The following is a 25,074-nucleotide window of genomic DNA, read 5'->3' as shown; positions in this document are numbered from 1 at the left end:
CATAATCTTATATGTAGTAGACGTGTTCGTCGCCATATTTTTATAAGCATTAATCAATAGAATAGTATGAAGATAGAGAATACAAAGGCGCAAATGCGAAAAGGAGTATTGGAGTTTTGCATCCTATCCATTTTAAGAGGTGGAGATGCATATACTTCAGAGATTCTATCGCATTTAAAAGATGCAAAACTGCTCGTGGTAGAGGGTACTATATATCCTTTATTAACACGATTAAAAAATGCAGGGTTGTTGAGTTATAGATGGGAAGAATCAACATCTGGACCGCCGCGCAAATATTATGCATTAACCGAAACAGGTAAATTGTTTTTAAAAGAATTAAATACCACTTGGGACGAGCTCGTTGGAGCTGTAAAAATCGTAACTAGCAAAAAACCAACAAAAAAATGAACAAGACAATAAATATAAATTTAGGAGGCATCTTTTTTCATATAGATGAAGTTGCATATCAAAAATTAAAAAGATATATCGATTCCATTCGTAGGTCATTGAGTGATGATCCTAAGGGTAGAGATGAGATCATAGCGGATATAGAATTACGTATTGGTGAATTACTTTCAGAACGTGTTAAAGACCCTAGACAAGTAGTTAATGAAGGTGATATTGACGAGATTGTTGAAGTTATGGGGCAGCCAGAAGATTATTTGGTAGATGAAGAATTATTCACCGAAGAAACTGATAGATCATATAATAGAGATAGAGGTTCAAGAAAACGTCTATTTAGAGATGGAGATGATAAGTTTATAGGTGGTGTATCATCTGGTATTGCGTACTATTTTGATGTAGATGTAATCTGGATTCGTATTGCTTGGTTAGTAGCAACATTTGGTTTAGGTTTTGGTCCATTATTATATATCATCTTATGGATTCTATTGCCTGAAGCAAGAACTACGGCAGAAAAATTACAAATGGAAGGTGAAGCAGTTACTATTAATAATATAGAAAAACGTGTTCGTGCTGAGTTTGAAGATGCTTCTACTCGAGTTAAAGGTGCTGTAGACGAAGTTACCGGAGCCGTAAAAGAAGGCTATGAAAACGTATCAGATTCTTTAAAAAAAAAGAGAGACCGAAGAAGAGATAGTAAAGCAAGATCTGGCATTCAAGAGTTCATTGACGTAATAGGTAAAATAATAGTTGCATTCTTTACGATCATTGGTAAATTTATAGGTGTAATACTGATTATTGTTTCTGTGGCTACTGTAATTGGTTTAGTCATCGGATTATTTACTGCAGGCACAGCAGATTTTATGGGGGCTGACTGGATCTTTGATGACGACTTTGTATTTAGAAATGTAACAACGGTACCTATTTGGATATTATCATTAATAATGTTGGTATTAATTGGTGTTCCATTCTTAATGCTCTTCTTCTTAGGTTTATTTATCATCTCAGGTAAAACAAAAATCTTGAGCAGAACAGCTAAACTAGTATTGTTGGGCGTTTGGTTAATAGCATTGTTATCGGCAATATTTATAGGAGTTAAGCATGGTGCTGAGTTTGCTAGAGATGCGCATGTAATTGAAACTAAAGAGTATATATCTGTTCCTCTAGATACACTATCAATAAAAATGACCGATAATGAAAACTTATCTAATTATTATGAATTTAGACATCGTTCTGGTTTCACAAGAGTTATAGATGAAGACAATAGCGATAAGTTATATTCAAACGATGTGACGCTATATTTTAAGGAAACCGATAGCACTGAATCTTATGTGAAAATAAAGAAGGAAGCTAGCGGCAGAAGCAGATTGGTTGCTAAGGGTAATGCAGAAAAGATTCAATATAATTTCAGTCAAGTTGAAAATGATCTTTCATTCGATGGGTACTTTTTATTAGATAACAAAGAACCATATAGAAATCAAGATGTGAGAGTAACTATGTATGTTCCAGTTGGCCAGGTTTTTTATTTAGATGAATCTACAAGAAGTTTCTTAGGATGGATAGATACCACTAATGATATGTATAGAAGAGACATGCCAGAGCATTATTTTAAAATGACTGATGATGGTTTAGAATGTCTAGATTGTAAAGATGATGATTGGAGTACAGAAGAAGACAAAGAAGAAAAGGATGGTGTAAAGGTTAATCTAGATGAAAACGGTCTGGAGATCAAAGTTAGTGATGATGGCGAAAAGGCAGAGATTAAAGTTGACGAAAACGGAGTAAGAATTAACTAGTTTTTTTGAAACCAAATCAATTTACATTTCGTCATACTTATTATACAGTTCAGTACTAAAGATTATAAGTTACTAGTTGATAAAATTAAATTTGATTAAAAATTAACCAAAACCAAGAATCAACCAAAATTAACAACCTTAAACAAAAACAAAATGAAAACAATAACTAAAATTTCAGCAGTATTAATCCTTTTTTTGACCAGTTCTTGCATGTTCAATGGTATAAAGGGTAATAGAGATGTGCAAACCCAAAAGCGTAATATATCTTCAGACTTCGAATCTATTCGTGTAAGCAATGGCATCGATGTTATTTTGACAATGGGTAATAGAAGTTCAATTACGCTTGAGGCAGACGAAAATTTGCATGATGTTATTCTTACTGAAGTCGAAGACGGTGTATTAAGAATTTATACTGAAGACAATATCAATATTTGGAGTGCAAAAAGTAAAAAAGTAAATCTAACTACAAAAGATGTAAACGAAATTAAAGTTACCAGTGGTGCAGAATTAATTTCTGAAAATACTATTGAAGGAGAAGATTTAAAAGTAAGTACTACCAGCGGTGCAGATGTAAGGCTAACGGTAGATGTTACTAACTTATCTTGCTCTACAACTAGCGGATCCGATGCTCGATTAAAAGGTAGAGCAGATCATTTTGTGGCAAGATCAACAAGTGGTAGCGGACTTAAAGCATCTGGATTAGAGGCTAAAACCTGTGAGGCTCGTGTTACTAGTGGAGCAGATATTTCTGTAAATGTAACCGAAGAGTTAGATGCAAGTGCTACTAGTGGAGGTGATATAAGATATAAAGGTAACCCTAAAAAAATAAGAAAGAATAGTTCTTCTGGCGGAGACGTTAGAGGTTAAAAATATTTAAAACTGAGTTGTTTTTTCCATTTTTTTGTTAAATGGCGGCTGTCTTGAAAAAGGCAGCCTTTTTTGTATATTAAAATTATCGAATTGTATACTAAATACTAGTAAAACGTAGTTATAATATGATAATTTAATAAAGTATGTTCAAAAAAATTACACTTTTATTTTTAATTGCTACCCTTTCTGGGAAGGCTTTTGCACAAGATTTCAAAGTAAATATCAATAAATTGACTGAAGAGACGCAACAGCTATCTGAATCACCAGACAAAATGCGATTGATATGGTGGATACCTACAGATTTCTGGGAAGCTGTATTTGCACAAGATGCTACCATACCTAAAGAGGAAGCAAGTGCAATGTTAGAAAATTTTGAAAAATATACTATGATCGCTACTATAGATGGTGATATAGAACCAAATGGAAATATTGCATATGTCAGTGAAGAGACTATTTTTGATAAGTTGAGTGTTATTGATGACAAACAACAGGAATTTAATCCTTTAACAGAAGATCAGATTGATATAGATACAAAACGATTAATCACTATAATGAAACCTTTATTGGCAAACATGCTGGGAAAGTTAGGGGAGAATATGCACTTCTTTTTATTTCAGAAAGTTGATAATCCAATGGATAGAATTGTAAACCCTAAGAATAAAGAAAAATTTATTGTTAAGTTAAACAAAGAGCAGTTTGAATGGCAATTACCATTGGGTTCGTTGTTAAAACCTAAAAAATGCCCTGTAGACCAAAAAATACTCGATGGTTCTTGGAAGTTCTGTCCATATCATGGTAAACAATTATTAAAGAGTTAAAATAAAAAAGCCGCTATCAAGCGGCTTCTTATTTTATATAGTAGCTGTGTTTTATCCTTCTAAAGCTGCTAAATAACGTTCTGCATCTAAAGCAGCCATACAGCCAGTACCTGCAGCAGTAATAGCTTGTCTATATTCTTTATCTTGAACATCACCAGATGCAAACACACCAGGTAAATTAGTTTTAGTAGACTTTCCTTTAGTAATTAAATAACCAACATCATCCATATCTAAAACTCCTTTAAATAGATCTGTATTTGGTTTATGTCCAATTGCAATAAATACACCAGTTACAGTTATGTCTTGCTTTTCTTTTGTTTGATTATTCACTACACGAACTCCTTCCACAACAGTGTCGCCTAAGACTTCATCAAGCTCTGTGTTATATAGCACTTCTAAGTTTGGTGTGGCATTCACTCTGTGCTGCATAGCTTTTGAAGCACGCATTTCATCTCTACGAACAAGCATTGTTACTTTAGTACATAGCTTAGATAAAAAAGTAGCTTCTTCAGCAGCTGTATCACCACCTCCAACAACTACTACATCTTGACCTTTGTAGAAAAAGCCATCACAAGTGGCACATGCAGATACACCACCTCCTTTTAAACGTTCTTCACTTTCTAATCCTAAATATTTTGCTGTTGCACCTGTAGAAATAATCACTGTCTCAGCTTCTAGCTCTTTATTACCATCCACAACCACTTTATGAATTCCACCTACTTTATCGCTTAATTCAACTTTAGTTACTAAACCAAAACGAATGTCAGTATTAAAGCGTAAAGCCTGCTTTTTAAAATCTTCGGTCATTGCCGTTCCGTCAACACCATCAGGATAACCAAGATAGTTATCAACTTCAGTTGTAGTTGTTAGTTGACCTCCAGGCTCTAAACCTGTATACATAACTGGACTTAGATCAGCTCTAGCTGCATATACAGCTGCACTATAACCTGCAGGACCAGAACCTATTATCAAACATTTTATTCTTTCTATTGCTTCAGACATTTTTAAAAATTTTGAGTGGCTAATTTATAGTATTTTTTACTTTTTAAAACTTTACACAATAACTTTTTATAATCTAATTATAAGTTTGAATTATTAGTTAAAACTATCGTTAAAAGTTATTGGTATGCTTAGTCGCAATAATTTAATTTGTTTACAATTAATCTAAGAAAGGCATAATAATTGTAAGCTGTTATTGTTTTAAATAAATATCTAATTAAAATGTTACTTATGAAAAAACTAATTTCTACAGCCGTATTACTTTTTGGTTTTTTAGCCAATACTTTTGCTCAAGAAATATCTTCGCATGCACTAGGCATTAGAACTGGTGATAACGATGGTTTTGGTGTAGAAGTGTCATATCAGAAAAGTATTAAGGATAATAATCGGCTTGAACTGGATTTAGGTTTTAGAGATAATAAAAATTATGATGCATGGAAACTATCGGCTATTTACCAATGGGTTTGGAATATAGATGGTAATTTTAACTGGTATGCAGGTTTTGGTGCCGGTATTGGTAGTTGGGATAACAAAACTAATGCAAATGTAGATGATGGATTGTTTGTAAATGCAGATGGAAATGTGGGTATAGAATATAATTTTGATATCCCTTTATTAATTTCTTTAGACTTTAGACCAGAGTTTGGACTAGTAAATGATTTTGGTGATAATGATCTCGATTTAGATATCGCTTTAGGATTACGATATCAGTTTTAAATAAAAAGCCTGCGCAAGCAGGCTTTCTTTATAATATAGTTATAACTTTTACCAATAAGGTATTTCATGTCCTTGCTTGCATTTTAAAGCAAATGATTTTAATGAATTCCATAAGTTTGTATAACTTATAGATATTTGATCTATTACATTCTTAATTTTATTGACTACTTGCATACCCCTGATTTTTAAACAAATATATAAATATATTTACAATTAATTTACATTAAATTAACGTAAAATTTACATTAAATATTGTTACTGATTAAACTTTAACCACTTAAAAATAAAAATGCCTCTAAAAAATTGGAGGCATTTTGTATACATTATAGTGATGAATTTAGTATTTAGATGTCGAACCAACCTTGTACTTGCTCAATAATTTTTTCATCATTTCCATGGATGAATTCAAATTCATTATTAGTAGGATTATATCTATAATCTACTTTCCATTTTTCAATTTTTTCAACAATTTGTTTTATTGAATCACAGATGTAATGCACTTCAGCGTTGGTGGTTATAGGATGCAGAGATAATCGAACCCAACCTGGTTTAATAGTCAAATCCTTTTTGGCTATACCGTCAGTTATTTCCTTAGAAGAATTTTCATAAATATCAAAGAGGTGATGGCTATAAGTACTGGCACAAGACCAACCGCCTCTTACCTGAATACCAAAACGATCATTTAATAAGCGGACTATTAAATTATAATGAATATTCTCTATACCAAATGATACTGAACCAATTCGTTTTTCATCATTATAACCTAAAAGATACAATCCAGGAATTCTCTTGAGTTCAAGAAAACAAAGATCTAATAACTCTTCCTCGCGTTCAGACATTTTGTCTTCACCCATTTTTTCCTTTAGTTGTATGGCTAAAGCTGTACGCATTACTTGTAAGAATCCTGGAGTACCACCATCTTCCTTCGTTTCTATATCGTCATAATAACCATATTCTCCCCAAGGATTTGTCCATTTTACATTGCCACCTCCTGGTACATCTGGACAACTAGTTTTATATAATTCTTTATTAAAAACCAATACACCACAAGTTCCAGGACCACCTAAAAACTTATGAGGTGAAAAATAAATAGCATCCAAGCGTTCTTCAGGATCTTTAGGATGCATGTTTATTTTTACATAAGGAGCTGAAGCTGCTAAATCTATAAAACAATAACCTCCATGCTGATGCATGATCTTGGCAAGCTGATAATAAGGAGTAATAATTCCAGTGACATTAGAACAACCAGTAAAAGCACCTATTTTAAGAGGTCTATCCTTATATTTTTCTAAAGCTTCTTTAAGCTTATGAGGACAAACTAGTTTATGTTCATTACATTGTAAAATAACTACATCTGCAATGGTTTCCATCCAAGGAACATGATTAGAATGGTGTTCCATATGTGTAATAAAAACTACTGGTCTTTCATTTTCTGGGATAGATATTTTATCCAATACAACATCGGGCCAACGTAAACCCATTACACGTTGTAGACGAGACAACACTCCTGTCATGCCGCTTCCAGCTGTAACTAATACATCATTTTCATTAGCATTTACATGCTTCTTTATGATTTCTCTGGCATGTTTATAGGCATAGGTAGAAGCTTTACCTGTTTCACTAGAAAAAGAATGCGTATTGGCGACCATTGGGCCAATTACTTTTTGCATAGTTTCTTCTATAGGAGCGTACAATCTACCACTAGCTATCCAATCGGCATATAATAAATTCTGCTTTCCATTGATAGATTCAAACGAAGAATTATTTCCAATAATGTGTTCTCTAAATTGCTGAAAGTGAGATTCTAAATCTTTTTTTTGAGCTACAAATTTGGATTCCATTATTTCGGTTAATTTTTAACAAAAATAAAGAATCGTTATTAATTTTAGCTAAATTTAGTTACTGAATATAGCTTGAGTATTGTTTTTAAAATTACCAATTCCTTCTTTTAACCATGCCAAGTAACTTTCTATGTTAGGATCATAAGCTGAATACTCATTTAGATTATCACCATTATGATCTAATAATACATAATATGGTTGAGCATTGGCTTTGTATTTTTTTATCTGAAAATCACTCCACTTGTTACCTATAGATTTGATCTTTTTACCAGTAGTCTCAGAAGTATATTGTTCACTTTCTGGTAATGCTCTTTTGTCGTCTACATATAGAGAAATTAAAACAATATCATTTTTTAAAATATTAAGAATTTTTGGGTCAGACCATACGCGTTCTTCCATTTTACGACAATTTACACAGGCATGACCAGTAAAATCTAATAATACAGGCTTATTTTCTTTTTTGGCATATTCCATTCCCTTATTGTAATCTAGAAATGCGACAATGTTATGCGGTCCATATTTCGCTCCTTCTGGTAGGGATTCTTTAACTCCATTATCACTACTTGAAAATTTCATATAGCCTACGCCATTAGGAGACTCGCTATATTGCATAGGTGGTGGGAAACCACTAATAAATTTAAGTGGTGCTCCCCATAAACCAGGAATTAGATATATTGTAAATGATAAAACGATTAAACCAAAACTTAATCTGCCAACAGATATGTAAGTTAAAGGCGAATCATGAGGAAGTTGAATTTTGCCAAAAAGATAAAGAGTTAAAGCACCAAATATAGCGATCCATATGGCTAAAAATACTTCTCTTTCTAATAAATGCAATTGCAAAACTAAATCTGCATTTGATAAAAATTTAAATGCCAATGCTAATTCAAGAAAACCTAAAACTACTTTTACTGTGTTTAACCATCCACCAGATTTGGGTAATGAATTTAACCATCCCGGGAATGCTGCAAATAATGCGAATGGCAAAGCTATAGCTGATGAAAATCCTAACATACCAACAATTGGAGCAATACCACCTTTTGATGCTGCTTCCACCAGTAAAGTTCCCACTATTGGTCCAGTACATGAAAAGGAAACAATTGCTAATGCCAATGCCATAAAAAATATCCCTATAAGTCCACCTTTGTCTGCCTGCGCATCAACTTTAGTACCCCAAGAACTGGGTAGGGTAAGCTCAAAAGCTCCTAAAAAGGATACTGCAAAGATTACCAGTAATAAAAAGAAAATTAGGTTAAACCAAACATTGGTCGATAAAGCATTCAGCGAATCGGCACCAAAAATAGCCACTACTAAAGAGCCCAATAAAACATAAATTATAATGATAGATAAGCCATAAATAATAGCATTCTTGATACCTGCTGCTCTAGTTTTACTTTGTTTTGTAAAAAAGCTTACAGTCATTGGTATCATGGGAAAAACGCAAGGTGTCAAAAGGGCGGCAAAACCAGAGAAGAACGCAATTAGAAAAATACCTAGAAGGCCTCTACTTTTTTTCTTTTCTTTCTTAGTAATTTTATCCTTCGAGACACTATTATTAATATCACTTTTGGAATTATCATTTGCTACATTACTAACATTTTCAGATGTGTTATTTGAGATGTTTATGTCTGTTGCAGCTTCACCTTGTGCAGAAAAGTTTAATTCAACTTCTGTTGGAGGTAAGCAATTAGAATCATCACAAACCATAAACTCAACTGTTTCAGTAATATCAATTTTATCCTCAGTTAAGAGTTGAATTCGCTGTTTAAAGGAAGCTTTGTCTTCAAAGTATTTAATATTCATTTCGAATACTTTATCAAACTCTTCGTGACCTTCTTCTTCTTTAGTTTTACCAATTAGTTTATACTTTCCTTCAATATCTTTAAAGCTAAATGTGGTAGGTATTGGACCATCTTCGGGAATGCTTTGTGAGTATAAATGCCAACCCTGATCTATAGTGGCTGTTGCAATCAAATCAAATTCTGATTCAGTTATTTTTTCAACAGAAGTTGTCCATTTTACAGGTTCGTAAATTTGTGAAAAAGAGTTTAATGTAACTCCTAAAAGTATAAATAGAATGGATAGTTTTTTCATTTTATAAATAATAATGATGCTAAGATAATCTTCTTAGGCGGTAAACTGAAGTCATCATTACAAATAATGAAACTATAAAGTTGATTTTAAGAAAATTTTGGCTTTAATATTAGACAATCAATATAAATTATTAAGCTATGAGTTTGTAGGGATAATTAAAAAACATTGAAAAAACTTTGATATTAAATTATTTTAATTGAATATTTGTCTTGTTCATTAATTTATTGATTGTTATCACGAAAGGCAGAGGGATTAGACCCAACGAAGCCTTAGCAACCCTTTTCTTTTAAAGTAGGTGCTAAATTCTACAAATTATTTATTAATTTGAAAGATAACCGCTAGTAATATTCTCTTACTTTTCGGATGACATATTGATACAAAATTCAATAATGTCTACCATTTATACAGAAATACAAAAACGAATTCTTATACTCGATGGAGCTATGGGTACTATGCTTCAGCAGTATAATTTTACTGAAGAAGACTTTCGTGGAGAGCGGTTTAAAGATTATCCCACTTCGCTAAAAGGAAATAATGACCTTTTATCTATTACGCAACCCGACGCTATTAAAGAAATTCACCAGAAATATTTTGAAGCAGGCGCAGATATCATAGAAACCAATACATTTTCAGGAACTACAATTGCAATGGCAGATTATCAAATGGAAGATTTAGTCTATGAATTGAATTATCAATCAGCCAAAATAGCAAAAGAGGTGGCTTTGGAGTTTACAAATGTTAACCCTGAAAAACCTCGATTTGTAGCTGGTAGTATTGGTCCAACCAATAGAACGGCTAGTCTTTCGCCAGACGTTAATGATCCTGGTTATAGGGCTGTGACTTTTGATGAATTGCGAATTGCATACAAGCAACAAGTAGAAGCTTTAGTTGATGGTGGTGCAGATATTTTATTGGTAGAAACCATTTTTGATACATTAAATGCAAAAGCCGCTTTATTTGCTATAGAAGAGGTTAAAGATGAAAAGCAAATTGATATTCCAATTATGGTGTCAGGTACTATTACTGATGCATCTGGTAGAACATTGTCTGGTCAAACTGTTGAGGCTTTTTTAATTTCTATTTCTCATATTCCATTATTAAGTGTAGGTTTTAATTGTGCATTAGGTGCAGAACAGTTAAAACCCTATTTACAAAGATTATCTAGAGAATCTAATTTTTATACATCTGCACATCCAAATGCAGGATTGCCAAATGCTTTTGGTGAATATGATGAATCACCAAAAGATATGCAACAATTTATTGAGAGCTATTTAAAAGATGGTCTTATTAATATTATTGGTGGTTGTTGCGGCACTAGTCCTGCACATATTAAGGCAATTGCAGAAGTAGCTTCTACTTATGAACCTAGAAAAATTATAGAAAAGGTAAATGAATAGATACTTAACATTATCAGGTTTAGAGCCATTAGTGGTTACACCCCAAAGTAATTTTATCAATGTGGGTGAGCGTACAAATGTTACGGGTTCTCGTAAATTTCTTCGATTGATTAAAGAGGAAAAATATAATGAAGCACTAGCAGTAGCTCGACATCAAGTGGAAGGAGGCGCGCAGATTTTAGATGTGAATATGGATGAAGGCATGCTAGATGGTGTGCATGCTATGAAAACTTTTCTTAATCTTATTGCGTCCGAACCAGATATTGCTCGTATTCCAATAATGATAGATAGCTCTAAATGGGAGATTATTGAAGCTGGATTACAAGTAGTCCAAGGTAAATCTGTAGTAAATTCTATCAGCCTAAAGGAGGGAGAAGAAGAATTTATTCGGCAAGCAAAATTGATTAAACGGTATGGAGCTGCAACTATTGTTATGGCATTCGATGAAGTAGGGCAAGCTGATAATTACAAACGGCGCATAGAAATTTGTGAACGCTCATATAAAATATTAGTAGACATTGTTCACTTTCCACCTGAGGATATCATTTTTGATCCAAATATTTTTCCTGTGGCTACAGGTATGGAAGAGCATAAAAAAAATGCACTAGATTTTTTTAATGCTACTAAATGGATTCGTGAGAATTTACCTTATGCCAATGTATCTGGTGGTGTAAGTAATGTTTCTTTTTCATTTAGAGGAAATGATATAGTACGCGAAGCAATGCATTCGGCATTTTTATATCATGCGATTCAGCATGGTATGAATATGGGTATAGTTAACCCAACAATGTTAGAGGTATATGATAATATTCCGGAAGATTTATTAGAACATGTAGAAGACGTATTGTTAGATAGAAGAGATGATGCAACAGATCGATTACTAGATTTTGCCGAAACGGTAAAAGGGATTAAAAAGGATGATTCTGTAAAAGCAAAAGAATGGAGGAGTGGTAATTTACAAGATCGCATAACACATAGTTTAGTAAAAGGTATAGATGCACATGTAGTTGAAGATGTTGAAGAAGCAAGACTATCTGTTTCAAGACCTATAGAGGTGATTGAAGGACATTTAATGACGGGTATGAACGTAGTTGGTGATTTATTTGGCAGTGGTAAGATGTTCTTGCCTCAGGTAGTGAAATCGGCGCGTGTTATGAAGAGGGCCGTGGCACATTTACAACCATTTATTGAGGCTGAAAAAGATGGAAAAGCTCAATCGGCTGGTCGCATTCTTATGGCAACTGTTAAAGGTGATGTTCATGATATAGGTAAAAATATTGTGAGCGTTGTTTTAGGATGTAATAATTATGAAATTGTTGATTTGGGTGTAATGGTACCTCCAGAAAAAATAATAGAAGCAGCTAAAAAAGAAAATGTAGATGTTATAGGATTAAGCGGTTTGATTACTCCTTCATTAGATGAAATGGTATACCTCGCTAATGAAATGGATAAACAACAAATGAATATTCCATTGTTAATTGGGGGTGCTACAACATCTAGAGCACATACAGCTGTAAAGATAGCACCGAAATACCAAAATACAGTTGTTCATGTAAATGATGCATCACGCGCTGTAACTGTAGTTGGTAACTTATTACAGGAAAATAATAAGATTTATAAAAGTCAAATCCGAGATGAGTATATTAAGTTTAGAGAGCAGTTTTTAAATAGAAGTAAACAAAAAGAATATGTTTCTATTGAAGAAGCACGCAAAAGAAAGTTCAAAATTGATTGGAATAATTCTAAAATAGCCAAACCAAATAGTTTAGGTATACAAGTCATTGAAGACTTTGATTTAAAAAAATTAGTAGATTTCATTGATTGGAGCCCTTTTTTCCGTTCTTGGGATTTACATGGAAGGTATCCGGCTATTTTTGAAGATGAAGTTGTAGGTAAACAAGCTACAGAACTATATAAGGACGCAAAAGGACTTTTAGATAAAATTGTAACTCAAAAATTACTAAAGGCAAAAGCTATATTCGGATTGTTCCCTGCAAATTCTATAAATGATGATGATATTGAAGTTGAAGTATATAATAAGACGTATAAATTCCTATCGCTGCGACAGCAATTAAAGAAGCGAGAAGGTAAACCAAGCTTTGCTTTAGCTGATTTTATAGCTCCAAAAGACTCAGAATTACAAGATTATATGGGATGTTTTTGTGTTTCGACAGGGTTTGGAACACAAGAACTAGCTGAGCAATTCGAAGTTGATAATGATGACTACAATTCTATTATGGTAAAGGCTTTGGCAGATCGCTTGGCTGAAGCTTTTGCAGAATATTTACATAAAGAAGTACGAACAAAACATTGGGGATACGCATCTGGAGAAAACCTTAATAATGAAGAACTAATTAAAGAAAGTTATAAAGGTATACGTCCGGCACCTGGTTATCCTGCATGTCCAGATCACTTAGAAAAGAAAACCATTTGGAAAGTACTAGATGTAGAAAAACAGATTGGTGTTCAATTAACAGAAAGTTTAGCCATGTGGCCAGCTGCTAGTGTAAGTGGTTATTATTTTGCCAACGAACAAGCTAAATATTTTGGCTTGGGTAAAATTACAGAAGGCCAGTTAGAAGATTATAGAAAAAGACGAGATATAAATATTGATAAGGCCAGAAAATGGTTGAGCCCTAATTTAGTAAACAACTAGCATGAAAGTAACCGAACATATAAAAAAAGCAAACGGAAAAACATTGTTTTCCTTTGAAATACTACCTCCGTTAAAAGGACAAGATATTCAATCAATTTTCGATAATATTGATCCTTTAATGGAATTTAATCCTCCTTTTATTGATGTAACATATCATAGGGAAGAATATACTTTTAAAGAATTAGAGAATGGATTGCTTAAAAAGCAAGTTGTAAAAAAACGTCCAGGTACAGTTGGAATTTGTGCCGCCATCCAAAATAAATATCAAGTAGATGCAATTCCCCATATTTTATGCGGTGGATTTACAAAAGAGGACACAGAAAACTTTTTAATTGACCTTGATTTCTTAGGGATTAATAATGTGGTGGCTTTACGTGGTGACGCAGTTAAAAGTGAAATCTATTTTAAGCCAGAGAAAGAAGGACATCATTTTGCAAGTGACCTAGTAAATCAAATTCAAAAACTAAACAATGGCATATATTTAGATGATGATTTACAAAATACGTCAAAAACAGATTTTTGTATAGGTGTGGCTGGTTACCCAGAAAAACACGCTGAGGCACCAAGTTTTGATAGCGACATACATTTCTTAAAAAAGAAAATTAAAAAAGGTGCTGATTACATTGTTACACAGATGTTTTTTGATAACACAAAATATTTTGAATTTGTTGATAAGTGCAGGTCAGAAGGCATCACTGTCCCGATAATACCAGGATTAAAACCTATTTCAACAAAAAAACAATTGAATTTGATTCCGCATCGATTTAAAGTAGATCTACCAGATGAATTAATAATGGCCGTTGTAAAATGTAAGGACAATAAAGAGGTTAGACAAGTAGGTATTGAATGGAGTATTGCACAGAGTAAAGAACTTATTAAAAACGGAGTTCCTTTTTTACATTACTATTCTATGGGGAAAAGTGATAATATTAAAGCAATTGCCTCAAAGGTATTTTAAGAATATTATTGAAGACTTCGTTAAATCTCTTTGTCGGGGTGAGAGGATTCGAACCTCCGATCTCACGGCCCCCAGCCGTGCACTTTAACCGGACTAAGCTACACCCCGAGAGCTTCCAAAAATATAAAAAGTTACTAAAGAAATGCTTGTTTAATTTAGGAGATATTAACATTCATAACGTCTGAAGTTGCTAACTAAAAAATATCACATTGATATAATTTTAATAGTTTGATTTTTAATGTCTTATATTTGTAATAGCTACCAAGTTATTATGAAAAAGTCTAGATTTAAATTTCTTTTAATTTCTTTGTTGTTTTTTTATTGTATTTCGTTTTCTCAGAAGATAAATGAGTTAAAAGAGACATTACTTTTTGATACAACGGAAATTCTTGGTATTGAGTTGAGGTATTCACAAAAAGGTATTAAGAAAAATTCCAAGAAAGGCTCATATATAAAAGCTAACCTAACATATCTAAATAATGATGGTTCTCATAATATCTTAAATGCAGATATAAGAGCAAGAGGTAATTATAGGCTTAAAAATTGTTATTATGCTCCAGTGAAAATAAAGATTAATGAATTAGAATCTAAAGAGACATTATTTGAAGGACACAAAAAATTCAAAATGGTATTACCATGCCTTAGACAGAAAAGTTCTAATGACAATGTTGTTAAAGAGTATTTAGCTTATAAAATTTATGAAAATATCTCACCTTATCATTTTAAAACTAGGTTATTAGATGTTAAATTTATAGAACTCAGAGGAAATAAAACCATAGAGCATAAAATAAAGGGTATATTAATAGAAGATGATTTAAATTTTGCAAAAAGACATCAAGGCAAAGTGTTAAAAAGACCAATCCACCCTTTACAACAAGATGATATTTGTTCTGTAAAAAATGCGTTTTTTCAATATATGATTGCTAATACAGATTATTCTATGGCGTATCGACATAATGAGAAACTTTTTTATATCAATAAAAAAATAATATGTACTCCTTATGATTTTGATATGTCTGGTCTAGTAAATGCTAGCTATGCAGTAGTCTCTCAAATTCAAAATGAACAATTACCAATTAGTAAAGTTACTCAAAGAATGTATAGAGGTTTTAAAAGAGATCGGAAATATCTTGAAGAAGCTAGGCAAGATTTTATTAAAAAAAAGCAAGAAATCATTACTGTAATTGATGAGATAAAGCCATATTTTGATGATAAAGATAAATTTAAAGAAGCTAAAATGTTTATCTTAAGTTTTTATAATACATTACTAGATACTAATCAATTTAATAAGAAAATAGTGAGTAAGGCACGAACAAAGTAATCAATTATTAAAACTAGACTCTTCAGTTAGAAAATTTGTTTCTGCCAGAATTTAATTTGTCGGGGTGGCAGGATTCGAACCTGCGACCTCCGCGTCCCAAACGCGGCGCGATAACCGGGCTACGCTACACCCCGAAAATAAGTTTGCAAATATATGCTTTTTCTTAACAGTTACAATAGATTATTATTTGTAAATTCACTTCACTTAACACTCCTGTAATGAAACATTTATTTTATAACTGTGCACTCATATTTCTAATCACTTTTTCTGCTTGTGCTCAGAAGAGTACGCCTAAGAACTCCGAATATACATATGAAGTTATTGTGCCTGATTTATATAACCCTTGGGGTTTTACATTTTTGCCTGATAATTCTTTACTTGTTAATGAAAAGTCAGGGAAATTAATTCAATATAAAGGGGATAAGAAGTCCGAAATAAATGGATTGCCTGAAGTTGAATTATTAGGTCAGGGAGGACTAATGGACATTAAATTGCACCCTAACTATAGTGAAAATGGATGGATCTATATTTCTTATGCATCTACTGAAGGTGCAGGTAATGGTGCTAATACTGCGATAATGAGATTTAAACTAAATAATAATCAAATTATTAATAAGCAATTACTTTATAAAGCTACTCCAAATACCGGTAGAGGACAGCATTTCGGATCAAGAATTGAATTTGATAATGAAGGGTATCTTTATTTTACAATTGGTGATCGTGGTAATAGAGATGTGAACCCACAAGATATTACAAGAGATGGTGGTAAAGTATATCGTTTAAACGATGATGGTTCAATTCCTTCAGAAAATCCTTTTGTAAATAGTACTGACGCTAAACCTGCAATTTTTTCTTATGGCCATCGTAACCCTCAAGGAATGATAAAACATCCTACTACAGGAGAAATATGGACTCACGAACATGGTCCAAGAGGAGGCGACGAAATAAATATTATAAAAAAAGGTGAAAATTATGGTTGGCCTTTGGCTAGTTATGGTATAAATTATGACGGAACATCATTTACTGAACATACATCTTTACCAAAGATGGTGTCACCTATTCATTATTGGACACCGTCTATAGCTCCAAGCGGAATGACATTTGTTACTGGTAATGTTTACCCTGAATTAAAAGGTAATTTATTAGTCGGGTCTCTTAGATTCCAATATTTAAATCGATGTATAATTGATGGAAGTAAAATTGTGAAAGAGGAGCGGTTATTAGATGGTATAGGTCGTGTGCGTAGTATACAACAAGGATCAGATGGTTATATTTATTTGGGAGTAGAAAATTTAGGAATTGTCAAAATGATTCAAAAGAACTAACTCTGTACAGTTTTTACAAATCAAAAAACTTTATTTAAAAAGATTAAAATAATTAGTTACTTTGCCTTAACCAAATAAACTAATTTTCATGCTTATTATCGGAATTGCTGGGGGTACGGGTAGTGGTAAAACTACTGTAGTAAACCAAATAATAAATGAATTGCCAGACGAAGAAGTAACTGTAATTTCTCAAGATTCATATTATAAAGCAACCGATAATCTTACCTTTGATGAGCGCTCTAAAATTAATTTTGATCATCCTAGAGCTATCGATTTCAAATTATTAGTTGAACATCTAAATAATTTAAAAAAGGGTAATGCCATAGAGCAACCAGTATATTCATTTGCTACTCATAATAGAACAAAAGATACCATAAAGACACATCCAAGTAAGGTGGTTATAGTCGAAGGTATTTTAATTTTTGCAAAGCGAAAAGTACGTGATTTATTAGACATTAAAGTATTTGTTCATGCTGATTCAGACGAACGATTAATAAGAAGGTTAAAACGTGATATTCAAGAACGAGGTAGAGACATGGATGAGGTGTTGCAGCGATACCATGAAACCTTAAAGCCTATGCATGAGCAGTTTATAGAACCTATGAAAGAATATGCAGATCTTATTATACCTAATAATAAATACAATACTGTTGCGGTAGATATTGTTAAGACTATTATTAATGAGAAATTATAGGTTTTAGATGACATTCAAACAATTTAGAAATAAGCCTTTTGTGAAATTTATTAGTAATAGATATGTTATTATTATATTGATATTTCTAGTTTGGATGCTAATTTTCGACGAGAATTCCTATTTAAACCATCGCGAATTAGATAAAGAGATTGATAAACTCGAAAAATCTACTGATTATTATAAAGACGAAATCAAACGTGATAAAAAGGTTATAGAAAATTTGAAAGATCCAGATTCATTGGAAAAATTCGCACGTGAAGAATATAGAATGAAAAAGAAAAATGAAGATATTTATATTATTGAATTTGATACCTTAAAAGAGAAATAATGAGTGAGTTTTTATTTAACGAATTTGATAAGGTATCAGCAAAACAATGGAAGCAAAAGATTCAAGTTGATCTTAAAGGAGCTGATTATAATGAAACTCTGATTTGGGAATCAAATGAAGGAATAAAAGTAAAACCTTTCTACCATCAAGATAATTTTGAAACTATAGAGGTTCCTGAAGTTGATGGCGAAACAGCTATTTGTCAATCTATTTTTATTTCAGATGAGCAAATAGCAAATTTTTTGGCAAAAGATGCCTTAAGTCGTGGTGCAACTACCATAAAGTTTGAAGGTAATGAACCTTTTGATATTGAAAAACTTCTACAGAATGTTACCCCAAACGAAGTCGAAGGATATCTTTATTTTAAATTAAATTTCCTTTCAGAAAGTTTTTATACCGATCTTATAGAAAGGACTAAAGATTATAAAGTATTTCTTAATATCGATCCAATCGGTCGACTTGCTAAAGATGGTAATTGGTTTAGAAACAAGGATGCTGATTTTCAAATTGTTAAAAATTTACTTTCTAAGTCATCTGAAAAGGTAAACGTAATAGGTGTTGATGTTAGTTTGTATCAAAACGCAGGAGCAAATAGTGTACAACAAATAGCATATGCGTTGGCACATGCCAATGAATACCTAAACGTTATTACAAACGATAAAAATGTTATTACGAGTGAAGTCGAGAAGTCTTTTCAATTCAATTTTGCTGTCGGGAGCAATTATTTCTTCGAAATTGCCAAGCTAAGAACATTCAGATATTTATGGAGCCAGTTATGTAAAGAGCATAACCTAGAAATTGAGCCGCAAATTTTTGTTACACCAAGTACACGTAATAAAACATTGTATGATTATAATACCAATATGCTCCGTACAACTACAGAATGTATGAGTGCATTGTTAGGGGGGGCAAATACAATATCAAATATTGCTTATGATTCAATTTATAATAAAAAGAATGAATTTGGTGAACGAATAGCGCGAAATCAATTATTGATTTTAAGAGATGAAAGTTATTTTAAAGAAGCATCAAAGTTTACCGAAGGATCTTATTATATAGAATCTTTAACCAAGCAATTAGCCGAAAAAGCGTTAGAATTGTTTAAAGATATTGAAAAGTCAGGAGGATTTTTAAAGCAATTATTTGAGGGAACAATTCAACGTAAAATTGCTGAAAGTGCTCAAAAAGAACAAACTCAATTTGATAACGGAGCTGAAATTTTATTAGGAACAAATAAGCACCCTAATCAAAAGGATGTAATGAAAAATGATTTAGAGTTGTATCCATTTGTAAAAACAAAAACCAGAAAAACATTGATTCAACCAATTATACCAAAGCGTTTAGCTGAGCAATTAGAACAAGAACGTTTGAACAATGAATAATAGATGAGAAAGATTTTATTTTTAGTATTGATAGCGGTTGTATTATCCTGCAAAAAAAGTAAAGGGTTTAGTGAAGATATGCTTAAGAAACCTGTTGATTTTGGGCAATATTATGCACTTGAAAAAGATCAGATAAAACTATTTTTACCCGAAGGTTATAAAGAATTATCAGAGAGTGAAATTAAAAGTTTTCATGAGTCCATAAGTAATAAAGATGAGCGTTACTATTACAAAAAAGCTTATGAACAAAGAAAAGTAACTCGAGGGAACCATTATGACTTTTATAATGAAGAATTATTTTCAGAAGTTTATGTAAATGCACTTCCTTATATGCCTTTTAATAAGAGTAATGCAAGCCAATTGCTTTACTATCTGAGAAAAAATCATGAACAATACCAAAGAGCAACAGGGATTTTTCATAATAAAATTAAAGCAACTTACATAGGTCAACAAGGTTTACAGGTATTTAAAGCCAAATATCGGTTAACAAGATTCAATTCTTATGATGAGAATTCTGATGAAGAAGATTACGAAATGTTTAGTACTATTTATTTGATTTCTTCAAATCAAAAAACATTTTTATTGAATATTATGACACCTTTTGAAATGGATTTTGATCCTTTTATTAGAAAGATACAACTATAATGCTGAGGAAAAATATTCAAAATATAGAACTCAAAACTCAACACTCAAAAGTAAAAATTTTTGAGCATGAGAATTTTGTTGCCGGTATTGCCCCAAATTTACGTGGACCATATTCAACAATGTATGTACGCCGTCCATGGACGATCCGTCAATATGCAGGTTTTTCTACTGCAGAAGAGAGTAATGCCTTTTACCGTAGAAATTTAGCAGCTGGTCAAAAAGGCTTGTCTGTAGCATTCGATTTAGCTACACATCGCGGATATGATTCAGATCACGAGAGGGTACAAGGAGATGTAGGTAAAGCTGGTGTAGCTATCGATTCTGTTGAGGATATGAAAATTCTTTTTGATCAAATTCCTCTGGATCAAATGTCAGTATCAATGACTATGAATGGTGCTGTATTACCAATTCTAGCATTTTACATAGTAGCTGCAGAAGAGCAGGGGGTAAGCCCTGAAAAATTATCTGGAACTATCCAAAATGACATTCTAAAGGAGTTTATGGTGCGTAATACATATATCTACCCACCGACACCTTCAATGAAGATTATTGCTGATATTTTTAAATATACCAGCAAGAATATGCCAAAGTTTAACTCTATTTCCATTTCTGGTTATCATATGCAGGAAGCTGGAGCTACACCTGAAATTGAATTGGCATATACCTTAGCAGATGGATTAGAATATATTAGAACTGGAATCGAAGCTGGAATGGATATAGATAGTTTTGCTCCGCGTTTATCGTTTTTCTGGGCTATTGGTATGCACCATTTTCAGGAAATTGCTAAGCTTAGAGCTGGTAGGATGTTATGGGCTAAGATTGTCAAACAATTTAATCCTAAGAACTCTAAATCATTGACATTAAGAACACATTGCCAAACAAGTGGTTGGAGTTTAACAGCTCAAGATCCATTTAATAATGTGGCTAGAACTGCAATAGAGGCTATGGCAGCAGCTTTTGGTGGTACACAGAGTTTACATACAAATGCCTTAGACGAGGCGATTGCTTTGCCTACCGATTTTTCGGCGCGCATAGCTCGTAATACCCAAATTTATATTCAAGAAGAGACTAAAATTACGAAGACGGTTGATCCCTGGGCTGGTTCTTACTATGTAGAACAACTAACAGAAGATATCGCTAATAAAGCTTGGGAATTGATTCAGGAAGTAGAAGACCTTGGTGGGATGACTAAGGCGATTGAAAAAGGAATACCAAAACTAAGAATAGAGGAAGCAGCGGCTAAAAAGCAAGCACGAATAGATAGTGGACAAGATGTAATTGTAGGAGTAAATAAATATCAGTTAAAAGAGGAAGACCCATTACATATCCTTGAGGTAGATAATCAGGCTGTTCGTAATTCTCAGATCAAAAGACTAGATCAACTTAAAGCAGATAGAAACCCTGAAAAAGTAAGAGAAACCCTGACTAAATTAACTGAGTGTGCTAAATCGAGTGAAGGAAATTTACTAGCTTTGGCTGTAGATGCTGCTAAAGAAAGAGCTACCTTAGGAGAGATATCTAACGCTTTAGAATCTATTTTTGGGCGATATAAAGCAAGTATAAATTCAATAACTGGCGTGTATAGTAGAGAAATAAAAGAAGATGAAAGCTTTAAAAAGGCAATTGAACTAGCAGATAAATTTGCTGAGTTAGAAGGTCGTCGTCCTCGTATTATGGTTGCTAAAATGGGGCAAGATGGACATGATCGGGGAGCTAAAGTTGTAGCTACCAGTTTTGCCGATCTTGGTTTTGATGTAGACATTGGTCCATTGTTTCAAACACCCAAAGAAGCTGCCAAGCAGGCTGTGGAGAACGATGTACATATTTTAGGTGTTTCTTCTTTAGCAGCTGGGCATAAAACCTTAGTACCTCAAGTTTTAGAAGAACTGAAGAATTATGGACGCGAAGACATTATGGTTATAGCTGGTGGCGTAATTCCACCACAAGACTATCAATTCTTATTTGATGCTGGTGTGGTAGGTGTTTTTGGACCTGGTACTAAAATTGCTAAAGCTGCAATTGAAATATTAGAAATATTAATAGAAAGCACAGAAGATTAATCCTGTAAAGCAAATACACGTTGTAAAAGTGTATTTGTTCTTGAGGCAATATTTGTTCTAATTTCTTTCTCTTGTATGGCAATCATAGTGTAAACACCACCTAAAGCTTCATTTGTTACATAATCTGTCAAGTCAGGATTTACTTTATTAAATACAATTGGTAAACTATTGTATTTATTGATTAGGTTTTTCCAAATTTCATCTGCTCCTACCTTTTTGAATGAACTATTTATAACTGGATGAAACTTATCATATAACTCCTTTGAAGTATTGTTTTCTAAATAATTAGTTGCAGCATTATCACTACCTAATAAAATATTTCGAGCATCAGCAAAAGTTATATTAGTTACTGCATTTACAAAAATTGGTGTCGCTTCTTTAACGGCATCTTCAGCAGCCCTGTTTAATACTTTTAATCCTTCATCTGCTAAATTACCTAAGCCTACATTACGTAATGTTTTGTCTACTTTTTGCAATTCTTGTGGAAGCAGAATTTTCACTAATTCATTTTTATAGAAACCATCTTTTAAGGTTAATTTTTGCACTTGTTTATCTATGCCAATTTCTAACGCTTGTTTTAATCCGGAAATTATATCGGTATTTGAAACGGTAGCTTGAGGAAGTTGGTTTACTACTTGTTGTAATTCTGCACAAGAGCTTAAAATGAGCATTGACAGAAAAAGAGATATTCTTAAGTGTTTCATTTTTTTAATTAGATTTTTTCAAATTTTTCTTTTGTCAGTGCATGTTTAACGTTTCCTGTATGTTTAATATTACTTGGTTCAAATAATAAAACCCAGACTTCTTCATGAGCTATAGGTTTGTGCTCAACACCTTTTGGTACAATAATCATTTCTCCTTCATTGAGTGTAATAGTTTTATCTCTAAATTCTAAAACAAGGCTACCTTTAATAATAAAGAATAATTCATCTTCATTTTTATGATCATGCCAAACAAATTCACCTTTGAGTTTGGCTAGTTTGACGTCTTGTCCATTCAATTGTCCAATAATTTTCGGGCTCCAATGCTCATTGAATAAATTAAACTTTTCTTTAATATTTGCTACTTCCATATTTTTTAATCTTATTGTCAATTCGAGTGGTTTTAGAAGAAAAAGTGTATCGAGAATTATTTGTTTTCGACACAAAATTCTTTCAGAATTTCATTCAAACTGACCCTGTGCTGTTAATGTTCTAAAAACTTGGGTGCTTTTCTATGTTTTGTTCCCTGTTCATAAGCATAAGCAATTTCTAATAAATTAGGCTCACTCCAAGCACGACCAAATATAGAAATACCAACTGGTAATTCACCAATAAAACCCATTGGAACCGTAATATTAGGATATCCTGCTCTTGCAGCTGGAGATGAACTCCCTAGCCCAAAAGAATCTCCATTTAAATGATCTGTTTTCCATGCTGGTCCTCCTGTAGGAGCAACAATAGCATCCAAATTATGTTCATTCATCACTCTATCTATGCCATTCTCTCTAGATCCTTTTAACATATTAGCCAACGTAGTTTTATATTCTTTAGAATCTAAGCCACCTTTTTCTTGTGCCATTTCTAAATAGCGCTGGTTGAAAAACTCTAATTCAATAGAATCTTTTTTATTGAATTCAATCAATTCTTCTAGGTTCTTAATCTTAGCGTTTGATCCAAGAGATTCAAAGTATTTATTTAAGCCATCTTTATATTCATAAAGCATAATTTGAAAGGACATACCACCAATAGTATTATCAGCAATTTTATCTATTTCAATAATTTCTGCTCCCTGGGTTTTCATATAATCTATAGCCTGATTAAAAAGTGTATCTACCTTAAAATTTCTTCCTAAAGGAGCTTTATACATGCCTATTCTTTTTCCTTTTAGACCATCTTTTTTTAAGAATTGAGTATAATCTTTTTGAATATAATCTTTACTAGCTAAAGTTTTTGTGTCAGTTGAGTCAACTCCCGTTAAAACATTTAAACAAAGTGTAGCATCAGTCAATGATCTTGCCATCGGTCCTGCAGTATCTTGAGTAAATGAAATTGGAATTATACCTGAACGACTTATCAAACCAACTGTTGGCTTTATGCCCACGACGCCATTTGCATTTGAAGGACAAACAATAGAACCATTTGTTTCTGTACCAATAGCAATTAAGCTTAACCCGGCTGAGACCGAAGCGCCAGAACCAGAGCTTGATCCGCACGGGTTGCGATCTAAAACATATGGGTTTTTTGTTTGACCATTAATTCCGCTCCAACCACTTGAGGACATTTGCCCTCTAAAATTTGCCCACTCGCTTAAATTCGCCTTAGCAATTATTATTGCTCCTGCTTCTTTTAGTTTTTTTGCTACATAACTGTCTTGTAAAGGTTTTGACTCTTGTAAGGCCCTTGATCCTGCAGTGGTATACATATTGTCATGTGTGTCAATATTATCCTTTAAAATGATTGGAATACCATGTAATGCTCCTCTAGATCTTCCTCCTTTTAATTCTTGATCTAATTGCTCTGCTATAGTTAATGCATCGGGATTTACTTGAATAATGGAGTTTAATTTTGGGCCGTTATTATCTATTTCTTCAATTCTGTTTAAATATTTTTGAGTAACATCTTTAATAGTGAATATCCCATTATTGTAACCTTCTTTAAGGTTGCTTATCGTAATATTTTCGAAATCGAAATCAGTTTCTTTATTGTTATCAACTTTTGTTTCTTGTTTACATGTTACAAATAGAAATAAAAAAGATAGCGTTGCTAGTTTTTGAGCAAAAGACATTAAGT

General features: G+C 32.7%; 21 protein-coding genes, 2 tRNA genes and 1 riboswitch. Of the genes, 15 read left to right on the top strand and 8 right to left on the bottom strand.

Features of this window, described 5'->3' with window-relative positions; genetic code table 11:
- Positions 1–66: 66 nt before the first annotated feature.
- From AC1EUV_RS07400 to AC1EUV_RS07385, 4 genes are all read left to right on the top strand, one after another.
- Entirely contained in the window at positions 67–408 is a 342-nt protein-coding gene (locus tag AC1EUV_RS07400; protein WP_480198040.1) for a PadR family transcriptional regulator, read from the top strand.
- The gene (locus AC1EUV_RS07395) at positions 405–2,198 is read left to right on the top strand and encodes a PspC domain-containing protein (protein ID WP_480198039.1); all 1,794 of its coding nucleotides are present in this window, start codon (positions 405–407) and stop codon (positions 2,196–2,198) included. Before AC1EUV_RS07400 ends, AC1EUV_RS07395 begins: the two co-directional genes overlap by 4 nt.
- 153 nt (positions 2,199–2,351) lie before the next feature.
- On the top strand, positions 2,352–3,065 hold the full coding sequence (locus AC1EUV_RS07390; RefSeq protein WP_480198038.1) for a head GIN domain-containing protein: 714 nt from the start codon (positions 2,352–2,354) through the stop codon (positions 3,063–3,065).
- A 146-nt stretch (positions 3,066–3,211) separates the two neighbouring features.
- Positions 3,212–3,886: a hypothetical protein gene (locus AC1EUV_RS07385; protein WP_480198037.1), complete on the top strand. Its 675-nt coding sequence runs from the start codon at positions 3,212–3,214 to the stop codon at positions 3,884–3,886.
- 51 nt (positions 3,887–3,937) lie between these two features.
- On the opposite strand, the gene trxB is transcribed toward AC1EUV_RS07385, so the two are convergent.
- Positions 3,938–4,888, bottom strand: a complete 951-nt coding sequence (gene trxB / locus AC1EUV_RS07380; protein WP_480198036.1) for a thioredoxin-disulfide reductase — start codon at positions 4,886–4,888, stop codon at positions 3,938–3,940.
- Between the two features lie 228 nt (positions 4,889–5,116).
- Here trxB and AC1EUV_RS07375 point away from each other — a divergent pair, with 228 nt between their 5' ends.
- Entirely contained in the window at positions 5,117–5,602 is a 486-nt protein-coding gene (locus AC1EUV_RS07375) for a hypothetical protein (RefSeq protein ID WP_480198035.1), read from the top strand.
- Between the two features lie 344 nt (positions 5,603–5,946).
- On the opposite strand, the gene AC1EUV_RS07370 is transcribed toward AC1EUV_RS07375, so the two are convergent.
- Positions 5,947–7,443, bottom strand: a complete 1,497-nt coding sequence (locus AC1EUV_RS07370; RefSeq protein WP_480198034.1) for an aminotransferase class V-fold PLP-dependent enzyme — start codon at positions 7,441–7,443, stop codon at positions 5,947–5,949.
- A gap of 54 nt (positions 7,444–7,497) precedes the next feature.
- Positions 7,498–9,537 carry a protein-disulfide reductase DsbD family protein gene (locus tag AC1EUV_RS07365; RefSeq protein WP_480198033.1) on the bottom strand — a complete coding sequence of 680 codons (2,040 nt, stop codon included), beginning with the start codon at positions 9,535–9,537 and terminating at the stop codon, positions 7,498–7,500.
- 228 nt (positions 9,538–9,765) lie between these two features.
- Positions 9,766–9,875, top strand: a riboswitch (SAM riboswitch).
- A gap of 51 nt (positions 9,876–9,926) precedes the next feature.
- On the opposite strand from AC1EUV_RS07365, the gene AC1EUV_RS07360 reads away from it, so the two are divergent.
- From AC1EUV_RS07360 to metF, 3 genes are read left to right on the top strand one after another with little or no spacing between them, the layout of a single operon-like run.
- Entirely contained in the window at positions 9,927–10,934 is a 1,008-nt protein-coding gene (locus tag AC1EUV_RS07360) for a homocysteine S-methyltransferase family protein (protein ID WP_480198032.1), read from the top strand.
- Positions 10,927–13,590, top strand: coding sequence for a methionine synthase (gene metH / locus AC1EUV_RS07355; protein ID WP_480198031.1), 2,664 nt, complete (start codon positions 10,927–10,929; stop codon positions 13,588–13,590). The genes AC1EUV_RS07360 and metH overlap by 8 nt, the downstream gene beginning before the upstream one ends.
- A 1-nt stretch (position 13,591) precedes the next feature.
- Positions 13,592–14,548, top strand: coding sequence for a methylenetetrahydrofolate reductase [NAD(P)H] (gene metF / locus AC1EUV_RS07350; RefSeq protein WP_480198030.1), 957 nt, complete (start codon positions 13,592–13,594; stop codon positions 14,546–14,548).
- A gap of 33 nt (positions 14,549–14,581) precedes the next feature.
- Here metF and AC1EUV_RS07345 read toward each other — a convergent pair.
- Positions 14,582–14,656, bottom strand: a tRNA-Pro gene (locus AC1EUV_RS07345).
- Between the two features lie 163 nt (positions 14,657–14,819).
- Between AC1EUV_RS07345 and AC1EUV_RS07340 the strand changes: the two genes are divergently transcribed.
- Positions 14,820–15,869, top strand: coding sequence for a hypothetical protein (locus AC1EUV_RS07340; protein ID WP_480198029.1), 1,050 nt, complete (start codon positions 14,820–14,822; stop codon positions 15,867–15,869).
- Between the two features lie 59 nt (positions 15,870–15,928).
- Here AC1EUV_RS07340 and AC1EUV_RS07335 read toward each other — a convergent pair.
- Positions 15,929–16,003, bottom strand: a tRNA-Pro gene (locus AC1EUV_RS07335).
- An 84-nt stretch (positions 16,004–16,087) separates the two neighbouring features.
- On the opposite strand from AC1EUV_RS07335, the gene AC1EUV_RS07330 reads away from it, so the two are divergent.
- From AC1EUV_RS07330 to scpA, 6 genes are all read left to right on the top strand, one after another.
- Positions 16,088–17,194 carry a PQQ-dependent sugar dehydrogenase gene (locus AC1EUV_RS07330; protein WP_480198028.1) on the top strand — a complete coding sequence of 369 codons (1,107 nt, stop codon included), beginning with the start codon at positions 16,088–16,090 and terminating at the stop codon, positions 17,192–17,194.
- A gap of 88 nt (positions 17,195–17,282) precedes the next feature.
- Positions 17,283–17,888: a uridine kinase gene (gene udk, locus AC1EUV_RS07325; protein ID WP_480198027.1), complete on the top strand. Its 606-nt coding sequence runs from the start codon at positions 17,283–17,285 to the stop codon at positions 17,886–17,888.
- Between the two features lie 7 nt (positions 17,889–17,895).
- The gene (locus AC1EUV_RS07320; RefSeq protein ID WP_480198026.1) at positions 17,896–18,216 is read left to right on the top strand and encodes an FtsB family cell division protein; all 321 of its coding nucleotides are present in this window, start codon (positions 17,896–17,898) and stop codon (positions 18,214–18,216) included.
- Entirely contained in the window at positions 18,216–19,598 is a 1,383-nt protein-coding gene (locus tag AC1EUV_RS07315) for a methylmalonyl-CoA mutase subunit beta (protein WP_480198025.1), read from the top strand. The genes AC1EUV_RS07320 and AC1EUV_RS07315 overlap by 1 nt, the downstream gene beginning before the upstream one ends.
- Before the next feature lie 3 nt (positions 19,599–19,601).
- Entirely contained in the window at positions 19,602–20,243 is a 642-nt protein-coding gene (locus AC1EUV_RS07310; RefSeq protein ID WP_480198024.1) for a hypothetical protein, read from the top strand.
- Positions 20,243–22,303 carry a methylmalonyl-CoA mutase gene (gene scpA / locus AC1EUV_RS07305; protein WP_480198023.1) on the top strand — a complete coding sequence of 687 codons (2,061 nt, stop codon included), beginning with the start codon at positions 20,243–20,245 and terminating at the stop codon, positions 22,301–22,303. Before AC1EUV_RS07310 ends, scpA begins: the two co-directional genes overlap by 1 nt.
- On the opposite strand, the gene AC1EUV_RS07300 is transcribed toward scpA, so the two are convergent.
- The 3 genes from AC1EUV_RS07300 to AC1EUV_RS07290 form a co-directional block, all read right to left on the bottom strand.
- A complete protein-coding gene (locus tag AC1EUV_RS07300; protein ID WP_480198022.1) occupies positions 22,300–23,007 on the bottom strand; it encodes a DUF4197 domain-containing protein in 708 nt (235 codons plus the stop codon). The two genes, scpA and AC1EUV_RS07300, sit on opposite strands and share 4 nt — an antisense overlap.
- Positions 23,008–23,015: 8 nt before the next feature.
- Positions 23,016–23,375, bottom strand: a complete 360-nt coding sequence (locus AC1EUV_RS07295; RefSeq protein ID WP_480198021.1) for a cupin domain-containing protein — start codon at positions 23,373–23,375, stop codon at positions 23,016–23,018.
- A gap of 113 nt (positions 23,376–23,488) precedes the next feature.
- Positions 23,489–25,069 carry an amidase gene (locus AC1EUV_RS07290; protein ID WP_480198020.1) on the bottom strand — a complete coding sequence of 527 codons (1,581 nt, stop codon included), beginning with the start codon at positions 25,067–25,069 and terminating at the stop codon, positions 23,489–23,491.
- Between the last annotated feature and the right edge of the window lie 5 nt (positions 25,070–25,074).

This window comes from Maritimimonas sp. 2304DJ26-3 (assembly GCF_056591635.1).
This window is presented reverse-complemented; position numbering and strand designations above follow the sequence as displayed.

What these genes read in the sequence shown, in the direction of transcription:
- udk (WP_480198027.1), top strand. Translation starts at nt 17,283, where the DNA reads ATGCTTATTATCGGAATTGCTGGGGGTACGGGTAGTGGTAAAACTACT.
- AC1EUV_RS07295 (WP_480198021.1), bottom strand. Translation starts at nt 23,375, where the DNA reads ATGGAAGTAGCAAATATTAAAGAAAAGTTTAATTTATTCAATGAGCAT.
- AC1EUV_RS07300 (WP_480198022.1), bottom strand. Translation starts at nt 23,007, where the DNA reads ATGAAACACTTAAGAATATCTCTTTTTCTGTCAATGCTCATTTTAAGC.
- AC1EUV_RS07320 (WP_480198026.1), top strand. Translation starts at nt 17,896, where the DNA reads ATGACATTCAAACAATTTAGAAATAAGCCTTTTGTGAAATTTATTAGT.
- AC1EUV_RS07330 (WP_480198028.1), top strand. Translation starts at nt 16,088, where the DNA reads ATGAAACATTTATTTTATAACTGTGCACTCATATTTCTAATCACTTTT.
- AC1EUV_RS07340 (WP_480198029.1), top strand. Translation starts at nt 14,820, where the DNA reads ATGAAAAAGTCTAGATTTAAATTTCTTTTAATTTCTTTGTTGTTTTTT.
- AC1EUV_RS07310 (WP_480198024.1), top strand. Translation starts at nt 19,602, where the DNA reads ATGAGAAAGATTTTATTTTTAGTATTGATAGCGGTTGTATTATCCTGC.
- AC1EUV_RS07370 (WP_480198034.1), bottom strand. Translation starts at nt 7,443, where the DNA reads ATGGAATCCAAATTTGTAGCTCAAAAAAAAGATTTAGAATCTCACTTT.
- metF (WP_480198030.1), top strand. Translation starts at nt 13,592, where the DNA reads ATGAAAGTAACCGAACATATAAAAAAAGCAAACGGAAAAACATTGTTT.
- AC1EUV_RS07385 (WP_480198037.1), top strand. Translation starts at nt 3,212, where the DNA reads ATGTTCAAAAAAATTACACTTTTATTTTTAATTGCTACCCTTTCTGGG.
- trxB (WP_480198036.1), bottom strand. Translation starts at nt 4,888, where the DNA reads ATGTCTGAAGCAATAGAAAGAATAAAATGTTTGATAATAGGTTCTGGT.
- AC1EUV_RS07360 (WP_480198032.1), top strand. Translation starts at nt 9,927, where the DNA reads ATGTCTACCATTTATACAGAAATACAAAAACGAATTCTTATACTCGAT.
- AC1EUV_RS07390 (WP_480198038.1), top strand. Translation starts at nt 2,352, where the DNA reads ATGAAAACAATAACTAAAATTTCAGCAGTATTAATCCTTTTTTTGACC.
- scpA (WP_480198023.1), top strand. Translation starts at nt 20,243, where the DNA reads ATGCTGAGGAAAAATATTCAAAATATAGAACTCAAAACTCAACACTCA.
- AC1EUV_RS07290 (WP_480198020.1), bottom strand. Translation starts at nt 25,069, where the DNA reads ATGTCTTTTGCTCAAAAACTAGCAACGCTATCTTTTTTATTTCTATTT.
- AC1EUV_RS07365 (WP_480198033.1), bottom strand. Translation starts at nt 9,537, where the DNA reads ATGAAAAAACTATCCATTCTATTTATACTTTTAGGAGTTACATTAAAC.
- AC1EUV_RS07315 (WP_480198025.1), top strand. Translation starts at nt 18,216, where the DNA reads ATGAGTGAGTTTTTATTTAACGAATTTGATAAGGTATCAGCAAAACAA.
- AC1EUV_RS07400 (WP_480198040.1), top strand. Translation starts at nt 67, where the DNA reads ATGAAGATAGAGAATACAAAGGCGCAAATGCGAAAAGGAGTATTGGAG.
- metH (WP_480198031.1), top strand. Translation starts at nt 10,927, where the DNA reads ATGAATAGATACTTAACATTATCAGGTTTAGAGCCATTAGTGGTTACA.
- AC1EUV_RS07395 (WP_480198039.1), top strand. Translation starts at nt 405, where the DNA reads ATGAACAAGACAATAAATATAAATTTAGGAGGCATCTTTTTTCATATA.
- AC1EUV_RS07375 (WP_480198035.1), top strand. Translation starts at nt 5,117, where the DNA reads ATGAAAAAACTAATTTCTACAGCCGTATTACTTTTTGGTTTTTTAGCC.